Below are 12,109 nucleotides of genomic sequence, written 5' to 3' on the forward strand. Positions count from 1 at the left end.
TCAGGGCAATTCACATTTTTTTTCATAAATTTGACATGTTATTGGTAAATACTAAGTTTTATTTATCATGGACTTTGCAGGTAGTGATATACCGGCAAAGTTTACAGGCTGAAAATATTTCCAGTATTTTCGGCCTGTTTAGGTTTAAGAAGTATTATTTTGTTTCATAATTTTTTGTTTAGTTAGATGTAATTTTATTTCCAGTATATTAAAGTTGGTTTGTTTGCCCGTGGCACAATTTCATATTGAAGAGAGGTTGTAAGTTTCAAAACCTCGAGTATTTGATCAATTGGTTTATTTTTCAGGATAGTTCCAAAATACCGTTCATCGCCCAAACCTTCTTTTTGAATAATAATTTCAACATTATACCAACGTTCAATTTGTTTGGCTATATCTTCCAGTTTTTCATTTCTAAATGTTACAAGCCCTTCCTTCCATGATGTATACATTTCAGTGTCCACTAGTCGGATATCAATTGTTTCATTCTTAGAGAAGTATGCTTTTTCGCCCGGCACCAGTTTTGATACCTCTTCTCCTGTATTATTAAGAATCCCAACACTTCCTTCGATAAGTGTAACTGCAAACTTTCCATCTTCAGGATACGCCTGAACGTTAAATGTGGTTCCATAAACTTTCACACCTAAATAATCTGAGTTAACAATAAAAGGATGTTCCTTATCTTTTGCTATATCAAAAAATGCTTCGCCTTCAAGATAAACCTGTCGTTTCCCATTCGTAAAATCGCCTGAGTACTTAATTTTTGTTCCGGAGTTGAGCATTACCAATGTACCATCGGGTAACTCAATATTGGTCATTTGCCCTGCCGGAGAAATAACGGAGTACATTTGCGAATAAACCGGGGGTTCAACTATTTTTGATACGATACGACCGGCTATAGCGCCACAACTAATCAGAAGTAGAAAAATAGCAGCTCGTGACAACCAGTATTGTAATTTTTTGGTTTTAGCCGGCTTTGATTCCGATGGTTTTATATCACTCCAGGTTTTGCCTTCAACGTTCTCTTCACGAGAAGTTAAAGCCCATATTTTTTTTATCTCGACATATTCATCCTTATTGGAAGTACTCTCATCCAACCAGTTAAACAGTTGTTCCTTCTCTTCGTTACTTGCTTTTCCTTGCAGGTATTTTTGTATAATAGTGTAGTCCATATTTGTCTTTGTTAACTATTGTACACACGAACACTCCGCTACCCTTTATTGAAAGCGAAAAAAATCAAAAAAAATCTCTTTGAAATAAAATTTAGGTTGAATGAGGGGGTAAAAACTTATTTACAGGAAAAGATTAGAACATCCACAGAATCACAGGAAGGATATCTTTTAATTCTTTCCGAAGGATTTTTAAGGCACGGGTAATGTTCGACTCAACGGATTTGAGAGCAATTCCCAATTCATCGGCAATCTCACGGTTTTTTTTGTATTCGAAACGACTTTTTACAAAAACCTGCCGGCATTTTTCGGGTAGTTTATCAAGCGCATTTTGAATCATTTCTTCCAGTTCCATATATTCGAGCCTGTCGAATTTAAAAGATTCCAGAATTTCCTGATCCAAGAGTTTCTCGCGATTCTCAAGTGTGCTTTTTTGGTAGTTTAGCTTGTATTTTTCGTGACGCAAATAATTCAAACAATCTGTTTTTGCGGCCGTGTATAAAAAAGCTCTGATTCCATTAATCGAATTAACCTCTTCCCTATTGGTCCATAGTTTTACAAAAGCTTGCTGAGCTATATTTTTTGCCTCTTCCCGATCGGGAATAAACTGCATACAGAAACCAACAATTCTTTCGTAATTGTTATCATAAACAAGCTTGAAAACTTGTTCATCACCCCGTTTGAACAATACGAGATTAATCGAAATATTTGAGTCAATAAAACTCATTCCCAAAGGCCCAATAGTTAGATTAACTTTGGTAAAGCTAGAAAATTAATTGCATTTCAAAATTTTTTCTTTTCAAGCTCAGCCAATCTTCCTAATAAAATTGACTACAAAAAATCTGCTATTGGTCTCGTATTCCAGCCTTTATGCCTCCGGGGAAATAGTTTTATATAATATAATGCAAAAAATTGTGAGAATGTTCGATTATGATAGTTTTTATTCTGCATCCAAAGTATTCCGCCCTTATGTTAATGGCGGGATTGTATATTTTATTCGACAGAAGCCGGCTGCAACATGTTCCTGATCCTCGACAAGCTGTGCCCATGCTCCCCCGTAGACATTCCGCCCCAGGTGTTCGGTAAATAAGCCAAGTAAATTTCTGGATATTTGATGACGTAAACTGTTATTTGTACCTGTACAAAGGTGTTTCACGTAAGCGTAAGACAAAACATCAGTATTAATAACTATACCATTTTCGTCTTTTCAACTGCTAATTTTGTAAAAATAAACAATCGGAATACGCTCTGTTATCAGCAATAACTTTCACAAGATACATCCCGTTTGTGAGGTGGTGTAAATTAATTGTGCCCGATTGAATGGTTTGTAAGGCTGTAACAGCACTGCCATTAATATCGAACAATTGAAACTGACCGTTTTCTTTTAGTATAATCCCCTAAGGAAATTGGACCAGGAGCTTAATTGAAAATTATATATAAATTAAACTCATGGAAAAAATGAAAAGATCACGACGCAAATTTAGTTCCTCCTTCAAAGCCAAGGTTGCCATTGAAGCTCTAAAAGAAAGAGAAATCCACCAGCATCTTCGACAAGTCTGGAGAACAAAAAAACAATGAAGAAATCGATTCGGACAAGTTGTATTCCAAGATTGGAAAATTGGAAATGGAGAATGATTTCCTAAAAAAAACTTAAAGAAATTGGGAAGACTTTAGATCTTATGTTGCTGGTCAATCGAGATTCGAGCCTGAGTATTCGCACACAGTGTGAGTATTTGGGCATTTCAAGAGCTTCCTACTACTATACTCCCAAAGGGGAAACCCCGGAGAATCTAAAGATAATGCAATTGATGGAGCAACACATATTGGAAGAGCCCACTGCTGATGTTTTAACGATGCAATCCATGCTGAGGGATCATGATATCCATTCCTCCTACGAACGGGTGAGACGCTTGATGCGAAAGGCCAACATTCATGCGATCTATCCCAGAAAGCACCTGACCGTTTTGGGAGAGAAGAAGTATGTTTCCCCCTACCTATTGCGCAATTTGGAGATCAACAGGACCAATCAGGTTTGGGAAATTGATATTACCTACATTCCCATGCAACACGGGTTCATGTATTTGACGGCCATAATTGACGTATACAGCCGTTACATTGTGGGCTGGGGCCTGAGCAACTCACTTGATGCAGATGCTTCACTAAGGGTTTTAAAAGAAGCTGTGGTTACCCATGGCAAACCGGAGATACTAAATAGCGATCAGGGACGCCAGTTCACCTGCAAGGAGTACATTGAGTACCTCAAAGGGGAACAGATCCAAATCAGTATGGACGGCAAAGAAAGAGCTCTGGACAACATTTACATCGAAAGGTTTTGGAGAACATTAACATACCAGTACATTTATCTTAATCCAGTAAATAACGGTCTGGAACTTTACCAAGGGATTAAGAAATGGATTGATCGATACCACAATCGGGATCATCAAGGAATCGAAAGAAACAAGCCCGCATTAATCTATCGTAATGCCGCTTAAGTTCAACTTAAAAACAAGGATTTCTGGTCTAAACATTCGAGGGTACTATACAGGAAAGTACTTCGAAATGCCCAACGCTTCATACACCAACCGTTGTACGTATGCCGAAAAAACGACACAGCAGACTATTAACAATCGATTAAAAAGAGATAAAAAAAAATGCCGATGCACAAAGGCAAGAGTGCTCCAGCCCGTCCCACAACCGTCCCTTCGCTTCCAAACACTTGTTTTCTTTGCCAACGCTTTTCGAAAACATTAGCTAATCTTCGAAATGGCAGAATCTGATTTTTGAAGATTTTTCACTATTTTGCATTAATGTTAAAAACAAAACTAAATAAACCAAATCCAACTTCTAAATTGATCTTTAGAAAGGAATTGATTGATATACTGGAAAATGGCAAAGAAAAAAAATTAACCTTAGTTTCAGCTCCTGCAGGATACGGTAAAAGCACATTAATAGGACAATGGATAGACAATTGTGATTTGCCATATGCATGGTACTCACTTGACAAATCTGATAACGATATAACTAATTTCTTACGATATACCATTGAAGGCATTAAGTCTGCATATAACAACATTGGAGAAGACGCTTTAAAATTAATGGAATCGAATAGCAACCCATCTTTCGAAACCATTGCCACACATATTATCAACGATCTGTACGAGATACAGGAGCATTTCTATATTATATTCGACGATTATCATTTGATAGAAAACCAGCAGATCAACCAGCTAATTTCGTTCCTGCTAAATAAGCTGCCCAACAATATTCACATAGTGCTAATTACTCGTTCAGATCCTCCAATTCCTTTAGCTCGGTTAAGAAGTCAACAATTGATAACAGACATCCGCTTATCCGATTTATGTTTTAATACTAATAACATCTATGATTTCTTTAAGAAGAATTTAAATATTAATTTGACTATTGAAGATGCCAAAAATCTGGAATCAAAAACAGAAGGATGGATTGCAGGACTTCAACTTACTGCTTTATCTATGCAAGGGAAAGAAGATATTACGGAATTTGTTAAACAACTCAAAGGTGATAACCGGTATATAGTGGATTATTTGATTGAAGAGGTTCTTCAACAACAAGCCCCGGAATTAAGAGAGTTTCTTTTGTGTACCTCTATATTAAACCAGTTTAATGCATCTCTTAGCAATTATATGCTTAACGTGAATAATGGGCAAGAAATAATTGAACACTTTGAAAGAAACAACATGTTCATTATTCCTTTAGACAATGAAAGGAACTGGTTTCGCTACCACCATCTGTTTGCCAGTTTGCTTCAGCATCGGCTAAAAGTACAATTAAAGGATAGAATCCCTGAACTTCATGCCAATGCCAGTCAATGGTTTGAAAATAATGATCAACTCGTTTTTGCCCTGGAGCATTCACTTGCTGCCGGAAATAAACATAAGGCATTAAATCATTTTGCCAATGTTATTGATCACCTTTGGAAAACTTCACAATATCAAACCATACTCCAGTTTGGAGGTATGTTTACACACGAGGAGTTAGTTGAAAATGTAAATCTTTGTTTAAATTACTTTTGGATTTTATTTCAGTCGGGTTACATGGAGCAGGCAGAAAGCTTAATATATAGGCTAAAAAACCACACCACCGACAAGGCCGAATTAGCGATGGTCTTTGTTTGTATTAACAATCTGAAGGTATTAACAGGCGATATTGAATCTACATTTACATATTCTGAATTAGAACTCGAGCATATTAAAGAAGATGCCGACTATTGGAATATACTTGCACTTCTGTCTCTGGGCGAAGCTCATCGCCATCGATTTGAGTTAACAAAGAGTTATCAATCGTTTGATCAGGCAGCAGCGAGAGCAGCAGCGTCCCAACTTATCTATTTTGAAATGGTAAACCGGATCAGATCTTCTTTCGTGTTATGGTCATTGGGAGACTTTTCAGGGGCTTATAAGGAAAGCAAGGACCTGCTGGATAAATTGAACGCGGGTGACGCAAATAGTAGTTTTAGTATTGATCTCCTATCTTCAATTTTGCACTGTAAGGTTGGAAATTTTCTGGTACATATCAATCAAATTGAAGAAGGGCTTCAAAAAAGTGTTCGTGGCTACGAATTATCAAAAAAATCAACGAACCAGCTTTTTCTTACAAGTTGTACCTACCTGCTCGCTGAAGCTTATTACCTGGCAGGAGAATACAACAGGGCGATCAGCCTTCTCGAAGAACTGGATGCCATTCCCTACAAGCAGGTTGCGAAATACCTGAGTGACCTGTCGGATTCATTAAGAAGCAAATTGTACCTTTTAACCAACCAGCACGATAAGCTTAAACCGTTTTTTGAAAAGGATATTAAAGCAGATAAAAACCATGCTTTCGAACGCATTATATATACTATTAGCAGGGCACGGTATCAGATTGAACTAGGAAAAATCCTTGAAGCTATAGACCTGCTAGAGGATGTTGCAGAAGAGCTACAAACTGAGAAAGCCTTCGGGTCTCTTACCGAGGTAGAGCTCCTTCAAACAAAGGCTTATTCACTACTTCAGGAACAAGATAAAGCTATCGATTATCTGCTGAATGCAGTCCTCCAAACTCAAGGTGCAGGCTTAATTCGAATGTATATAATTGAAGGTGCTGAAATAGAAACCTTACTGAAAAGAATCAAACAAATAGTAAGCACCAAAGCAAACCCTCAGTTCAAAAAAGTAGATATTGATTATATAAACAGACTATTGCGCGTGTTTGAAAAAGAAAAAAAGGTGCCTGCCTTTACTTCAAACGATTCATTGAGCTCCCGTGAGCTGGACACATTGAAACTCATTGCAGAAAACCTGACAAACCAGGAAATTGCGGAGGCGCTTTTCATATCAATAACAACGGTTAAAACACATGTGAGAAATATCTTGCTGAAGCTGGAAGCCAAAAACCGGAATGAAGCTGTTTTAATAGCAAAAGAAAAAGGGCTGTTGCGCTAAAAACAAAAAGTCCCATTACATCATAAAATTCATCCTTCTAAATCATCCTCAGGGATGATTTTTTTTTGTCCACTCCTCCCGTACTTTGCTAAAGAAATTTTAACATCAAAAATAAATTGAAATGAAAGTAGAAGAATTAAAAATGTACGGTAAGGGCCTGGATATGCCCAAAGAGGCGGTAAAACAACAAATGAAAATTGTATTTCGCTTATTGAGAAAAGAATTCGGATTATTTGGAATTATTAGTTTAGTTTTTGGCATAAGTAAACATGCCAAACGAATTAAAAAGCAGTACCCTGATGCTGTAAAAAAAGCAAGAACAACAGTTAGCACTGTCTTCGAGAAGGAATTAATTATGATGGGTGCTTTATTTTCAGCAATTGCTGATAAACAAGGAAGAAAAAGCGCCCAAGATTTTCTAATTACCATGATGAGAAAAACAGCCCCCACCTCTTTACCAGCAATTTATCAATTACCTGATTTGGTAAAATGTGAAGGAGATGTTTTCGACAATTACAAGAAAATGAATAAGGCTTTGTTTACCGCAATTCATGAGTCTGGTACATGGAAGAATGATGGATTTCACGAAACCAAAGATCTATTGGAGTTCAAAGTTACTTCATGCATAAACATTGAATTATTTGAAGCGATTGAGTGCCCTGAACTAAATGTGCTTGGTTGTGAGCACGATTTAGCTGCATATGATTTAATTAACGGTCCAACAAATAGTGAATTCCAAAGACCTTGCACATTGGCAAAAGGTGGCGATTGCTGTCACTTCCAATTCTACAGGAAAGGAACAGCACCCAATAAGGAATTTGAAAACAAATAAACAATACATATCATGAAAATCAGTAAAATATTATTGGCAGGTGCAACCGGTTATCTGGGCAGATTTGTGGCCAGCGAGTTGCAGAATCAAAATTATCTCACAACAATTTTGGTAAGAGATAAAAACAAAGTATCACCCAATTTAATCGGAATGAAAACCATTGTTGCAGAAATTACCAAGCCCGACACTTTACACGGAATCATGAACGATGTTGATGCAGTCATCAGCACGGTTGGTATTACCAGACAAAAAGATGGCCTCACTTACATGGATGTGGATTACCAGGGGAATCTCAACCTCCTTAATGAAGCAAAGAAAGCAGGGGTAAAGAAATTCATCTATGTTTCAGCTTTTAATGCGGATAAGCTCACCCATCTTAAGATGTGTTATGCCAAGGAAAGGTTTGTTCAAGAACTTAAAAAAAGTGGTTTGGATTATTGCATTATCCGCCCAAATGGCTTTTTCTCCGACATGACCGAGTTTCTGAAAATGGCAAAAAAAGGAAAAGCAGAACTGTTTGGTGATGGAAATTATCGGATGAACCCAATTCATGGTGCAGACCTTGCAGAAGTTTGTGTTAATGCAATCAATGATAAAGAAAGGACAATTGAAGTTGGTGGTCCTGAAGTCTTAACACACAATGAAATAGTTGACCTGGCTTTCAGCACTCTTAATAAAAAAGTCAAAGTAAGTTATATGCCGGAGTGGATGCGTAAAACGACACTTTGGTTTGCACGAAGTTTTTCATCGTCCAAAACATATGGGCCAATGGAATTTTTCTTTACAGTACTGTCAATGGATATGGTAGCTCCGAAATATGGCACGCATACACTCAGAGCTTATTTCGATCAACATAAAAATAATTGAACCAATGAGGTTTTTAAGGATAATTCTAACAGGGCTATTTCAGACATTCAAATGGACTTTTTATGGTCTCAAACTATGGATTCTAATTTCCTTCAATCTCATATACAATTTTAGAATAATTATAAACATACAACAAAGTGAAAGAAGAAAACATCATAACACTATCTGATGGTGCTAACATGTGTTTTGCCGAATATGGTAAACCTGATGGTATTCCGGTTTTGCTTTTTCATGGTAATCCCGGAGTGAGATTTAGCTGGGGTCAATACCCGGATTTTCCATATCTGGATAACATACGGATAATCGCGCCCGACCGGCCGGGTTTTGGAAAAACCGACTACAAAAAGAATGCACTTGAAAAATGGCCTTATGATATTTTAGAATTAATAAATCACCTCTGCATTGATAAGTTTCATCTGTTTGCTCCTTCCGGTGGTGGCCCATATGCACTTGCTTGTGCCTGGAAGATACCCGAAAAACTGCTTTCTGTTGGATTATTTGGCAATATAGGGCCATATCATGAAGATTCCATAATTGGCGTAAACAAGCCTTTAAAGCTACTTTGGAAAATTGCCAATCCCCTTTTCGGATTGATAAAATTGCAAAATAGAATCATGTCCAATATGGCCAGAAAAAACCCACTGAAACTGATAGAAAGGATTAGTAATTTAGAGTTATCGGGAAATGACAAGAAAATAACCGATAAACCTGAAATCCGAAAAATATTCTCAACTGTATTTCCGGAATCCTATCTGCAAAAGGGAATTGGATCAGCGTATGATGTAACCATACCAAAAAACTGGAATATCCCTTTACATGAAATCAGAACAAATATTACAATCTGGCAGGCAGAGGAAGATTGCTTAACGGGTAAAATGGCAGAGTATACCGCTAAACAATTACCCAACTGTGATTTAATTAAGACACCTAAAGTTGGTCATTTTTGGATTATGGAAAATGTTAAAACAGTATTGGAAAATCAAATAGTAAAAAAATGAAATAGAATGAAAAACAAAATTGATCATTCCCTTTGTAAAAGCTGTGGAATATGCACAGAAGTTTGTCCATATAAAATTATCGGACAAAATGGAAATATTCATTTTATAAAGGAAAGAGAACATCTGTGTCTGCAATGTGGACAATGTATGGCTATCTGTCCTACAAAAGCAATACATGTTAAAGGACTTTCCTATGATGATGATTTCTGTGAGCTACCACGTCGTAAAAACAATTACGAAAACTTCGCTGAAATATTGCGTAGTCGTAGATCGGTAAGGACTTTTAAAAATAAACCAGTTAGTGATGAATTAATAGACGAAATAATTGATTCTGTTTCATATGCTCCTTTTGGAGCAGCACCCGAAAAAATGGGGATTAGCGTAATTAATAATCGTGAAACGATTGAATCAGCCTTGCCTTTAATTTCAGACTTCTTAAATGGAATTAAAAAATATATTGAAAATCCGATTGCCTCGGCATTCCTCAGATTATTGACAGGTAAGGAAGAATTTCAAACCGTAAAAAATCACATCTACCCCATCGCTAAGGCTGGAAATTATAGCCTTGATAATGGGGACGGAATAACAAGAGGGGCATCAACAATAATAACTATACATGCAGCTAAAGATGCAGAAGCTCATACAAATAACGAAATTATTTACGCAACTTATATTATGCTACTGCACATGCCATTGGACTTGGAGCCACCATGGTAGAGTGCTTGATAACCCCCATTAACAGAAATAAGAAGTTAAAGCAGATTTTTCAAATTCCTGATAATAACGAAGCGATTATGTCTGCTGTCATTGGTTATCCAAAGTACCAATACAAACGAACGGTTAAACGGAATAAGCATAAGGTACGCAAAGTGAAATAAAATCATCCTTCTAAATCATCCTCAGGGATGATTTTTTGTTGATGGGTGGGCCGTAATTTTGAATAAGAAATAATTCATTAAAAAATTAACACGATGAAAACAGAAAATAAAACAAACAACAAACAAGCAGTTTTAATAACCGGCGCTTCAACAGGAATCGGATATGCAACTGCACTTTATCTTGACAAAGCAGGATATAAAGTATATGCAAGTGTGCGCAAAGAAGATGATAAACAAAAACTTATTGAAGCTGCAACATCAAACCTTACTCCTGTATTGATGGATGTATGTGATGAAGAAACTGTGAACAATGCATATCAGCAAATAAAAACAGAAACTGAAGGATATACATTTAGTTTAGTTAATAACGCAGGAGTATCCCTTAATGGGCCACTGGAATTGATTCCCTACTCAGATATAAAAATGTTATTGAATGTTAATATCTGTGGTTTAATCCTAGTAACAAAAACTTTCTTGCCCCTTATTAGAAATACAAAGGGGAGAATTGCGAACATAAGTTCCGGACATGGATTGCTTGCCATTCCCGACAAAAGTGTATATGCCGCTTCCAAATTTGCTGTTCAGGCTGTTTCCGATTCACTCCGCTTGGAACTAAAGCCATTTGGGGTAAAAGTATCGAATATTGTCGTAGGAAAAATCAACACAAATGTTCTCGATAAAATCCTTGACGACAGGAAAAAGATGATTGGCCAGGCAGAACCTGAAACTGCAAAACTGTATACAACGCAAATGGAATTCTTCGACAGGGAAGTAAAAAATCTTCCCGGAATTGAGGCCGTTGAGGTGGCAAAAGTTATTGCAGATTCTATTGGCAATTCAAAACCTAAAGCCCAGTATCTGGTAGGCCCAGGAGCAAAGAAAATGAAAATGCTGTCCCGCTTTCCAAGGGCAATGAGAGATAATATGCTGTATAAAGCCATTTATAATTAATGATAAATATAGTTGACATGGAACGATTTCAAATTGTAATAAAAGGCTGTATTGATAAAGAATGGGCAGAATGGTTCGGTGAGATAGAAATCAACTACCATGAAGACTCTACAATATTGACAGTAGAATTACCAGACCAGTCGGCACTACATGGATTATTGAATCAAATTCGCGATTTAAACCTAAAACTTATCTCAGTAAATCCTTATTAGCCAATCCAATAACTTTAGAAGTCATGAAGCGACAAATACTTAGAAGACGGATATCAGCCATTTCATTTTTCCTGTTTCCGGCCACATTTGTTTATTTTTCACCTTATGTGATTGTAGATGCCAGTGCAAAAGGAATTATATGCGGAAGCTTCTTTATGTTCATTCTGCTATTTGTTGGATCATTGTTTTTTGGCCGGGCATTTTGTTCATGGGCATGCCCTTTAGGAGGTGCACAAGAAATATTATCCCCGCTAAAAAAGAAGTTTGCGATAAAAGGAAGAATCATAAAGTGGTTTATTTGGGTTCCCTGGATTATCTCCATTGTTGTTGTTGCAGCACGCCAGGGAGGATATCAGGAAATTGATCCTATGTTCAGAACAAGCTATGGTTTCTCCCTTGGAAGTATCTACACAGCCATCGCATACATATCCGTATTATTAATATTACTCTTAGCACAGTTTTTTGTTGGCAAGAGGTCATTTTGCCGACATATATGCTGGATTGCTCCCTTTATGATTTTGGGAACAGAAATTCAAAAGCTCCTAAAAACACCTTCCCTGAAATTAGTCAAAACAGATAATGCCTGTACCAATTGTAAACTGTGTACAAAAAATTGTTTGATGGGGCTTGATGTTGAAAATATGCTTAAAGCCAATAAAATGCAAAATTCCGAATGCATCCTCTGCGGAAACTGCGCTGATGTTTGCAAGAAGGAGTGTATTAAACTGACGTTTAAAAATAAATAG

General features: G+C 36.9%; 12 protein-coding genes. 9 read left to right on the forward strand and 3 right to left on the reverse strand.

Features of this window, described 5'->3' with window-relative positions:
- Positions 1-194 precede the first annotated feature (194 nt).
- The 3 genes from ACUNWA_RS05080 to ACUNWA_RS05090 all read right to left on the reverse strand — a co-directional run bounded on the left by ACUNWA_RS05080 (position 195) and on the right by ACUNWA_RS05090 (position 2,560).
- Complete coding sequence (locus tag ACUNWA_RS05080) at positions 195-1,169, reverse strand: FecR family protein (RefSeq protein ID WP_445590803.1); 975 nt, start codon at positions 1,167-1,169, stop codon at positions 195-197.
- Positions 1,170-1,302: 133 nt separating this feature from the next.
- Positions 1,303-1,893, reverse strand: a complete 591-nt coding sequence (locus ACUNWA_RS05085; RefSeq protein ID WP_445590804.1) for an RNA polymerase sigma-70 factor — start codon at positions 1,891-1,893, stop codon at positions 1,303-1,305.
- A 487-nt stretch (positions 1,894-2,380) separates the two neighbouring features.
- Positions 2,381-2,560, reverse strand: coding sequence for a T9SS type A sorting domain-containing protein (locus ACUNWA_RS05090; RefSeq protein ID WP_445590962.1), 180 nt, complete (start codon positions 2,558-2,560; stop codon positions 2,381-2,383).
- A 285-nt stretch (positions 2,561-2,845) separates the two neighbouring features.
- Between ACUNWA_RS05090 and ACUNWA_RS05095 the strand changes: the two genes are divergently transcribed.
- The 9 genes from ACUNWA_RS05095 to ACUNWA_RS05135 all read left to right on the forward strand — a co-directional run bounded on the left by ACUNWA_RS05095 (position 2,846) and on the right by ACUNWA_RS05135 (position 12,109).
- Positions 2,846-3,658: an IS3 family transposase gene (locus tag ACUNWA_RS05095; protein ID WP_445590805.1), complete on the forward strand. Its 813-nt coding sequence runs from the start codon at positions 2,846-2,848 to the stop codon at positions 3,656-3,658.
- 315 nt (positions 3,659-3,973) lie between these two features.
- Positions 3,974-6,625: a LuxR C-terminal-related transcriptional regulator gene (locus ACUNWA_RS05100; protein WP_445590806.1), complete on the forward strand. Its 2,652-nt coding sequence runs from the start codon at positions 3,974-3,976 to the stop codon at positions 6,623-6,625.
- A gap of 121 nt (positions 6,626-6,746) precedes the next feature.
- Complete coding sequence (locus tag ACUNWA_RS05105; protein WP_445590807.1) at positions 6,747-7,457, forward strand: L-2-amino-thiazoline-4-carboxylic acid hydrolase; 711 nt, start codon at positions 6,747-6,749, stop codon at positions 7,455-7,457.
- Between the two features lie 12 nt (positions 7,458-7,469).
- A complete protein-coding gene (locus tag ACUNWA_RS05110) occupies positions 7,470-8,324 on the forward strand; it encodes an SDR family oxidoreductase (protein ID WP_445590808.1) in 855 nt (284 codons plus the stop codon).
- 137 nt (positions 8,325-8,461) lie between these two features.
- On the forward strand, positions 8,462-9,322 hold the full coding sequence (locus ACUNWA_RS05115) for an alpha/beta hydrolase (RefSeq protein WP_445590809.1): 861 nt from the start codon (positions 8,462-8,464) through the stop codon (positions 9,320-9,322).
- A gap of 6 nt (positions 9,323-9,328) precedes the next feature.
- On the forward strand, positions 9,329-10,039 hold the full coding sequence (locus ACUNWA_RS05120) for a 4Fe-4S binding protein (RefSeq protein WP_445590810.1): 711 nt from the start codon (positions 9,329-9,331) through the stop codon (positions 10,037-10,039).
- A gap of 254 nt (positions 10,040-10,293) precedes the next feature.
- Positions 10,294-11,151 carry an SDR family NAD(P)-dependent oxidoreductase gene (locus ACUNWA_RS05125; RefSeq protein ID WP_445590811.1) on the forward strand — a complete coding sequence of 286 codons (858 nt, stop codon included), beginning with the start codon at positions 10,294-10,296 and terminating at the stop codon, positions 11,149-11,151.
- Positions 11,152-11,168: 17 nt separating this feature from the next.
- Positions 11,169-11,363 (forward strand): hypothetical protein, encoded by a 195-nt coding sequence (locus ACUNWA_RS05130; protein ID WP_445590812.1) that lies wholly within the window; start codon positions 11,169-11,171, stop codon positions 11,361-11,363.
- Positions 11,364-11,470: 107 nt separating this feature from the next.
- Positions 11,471-12,109, forward strand: a complete 639-nt coding sequence (locus tag ACUNWA_RS05135; protein WP_445590813.1) for a 4Fe-4S binding protein — start codon at positions 11,471-11,473, stop codon at positions 12,107-12,109.

This window comes from Sunxiuqinia sp. sy24 (genome assembly GCF_052677165.1).

Excerpts from the sequence above, each read along its gene's own strand:
- ACUNWA_RS05080 (WP_445590803.1), bottom strand. The coding sequence starts at position 1,169 with ATGGACTACACTATTATACAAAAATACCTGCAAGGAAAAGCAAGTAAC.
- ACUNWA_RS05085 (WP_445590804.1), bottom strand. The coding sequence starts at position 1,893 with ATGAGTTTTATTGACTCAAATATTTCGATTAATCTCGTATTGTTCAAA.
- ACUNWA_RS05095 (WP_445590805.1), top strand. The coding sequence starts at position 2,846 with ATGTTGCTGGTCAATCGAGATTCGAGCCTGAGTATTCGCACACAGTGT.
- ACUNWA_RS05100 (WP_445590806.1), top strand. The coding sequence starts at position 3,974 with ATGTTAAAAACAAAACTAAATAAACCAAATCCAACTTCTAAATTGATC.
- ACUNWA_RS05105 (WP_445590807.1), top strand. The coding sequence starts at position 6,747 with ATGAAAGTAGAAGAATTAAAAATGTACGGTAAGGGCCTGGATATGCCC.
- ACUNWA_RS05110 (WP_445590808.1), top strand. The coding sequence starts at position 7,470 with ATGAAAATCAGTAAAATATTATTGGCAGGTGCAACCGGTTATCTGGGC.
- ACUNWA_RS05120 (WP_445590810.1), top strand. The coding sequence starts at position 9,329 with ATGAAAAACAAAATTGATCATTCCCTTTGTAAAAGCTGTGGAATATGC.
- ACUNWA_RS05125 (WP_445590811.1), top strand. The coding sequence starts at position 10,294 with ATGAAAACAGAAAATAAAACAAACAACAAACAAGCAGTTTTAATAACC.
- ACUNWA_RS05130 (WP_445590812.1), top strand. The coding sequence starts at position 11,169 with ATGGAACGATTTCAAATTGTAATAAAAGGCTGTATTGATAAAGAATGG.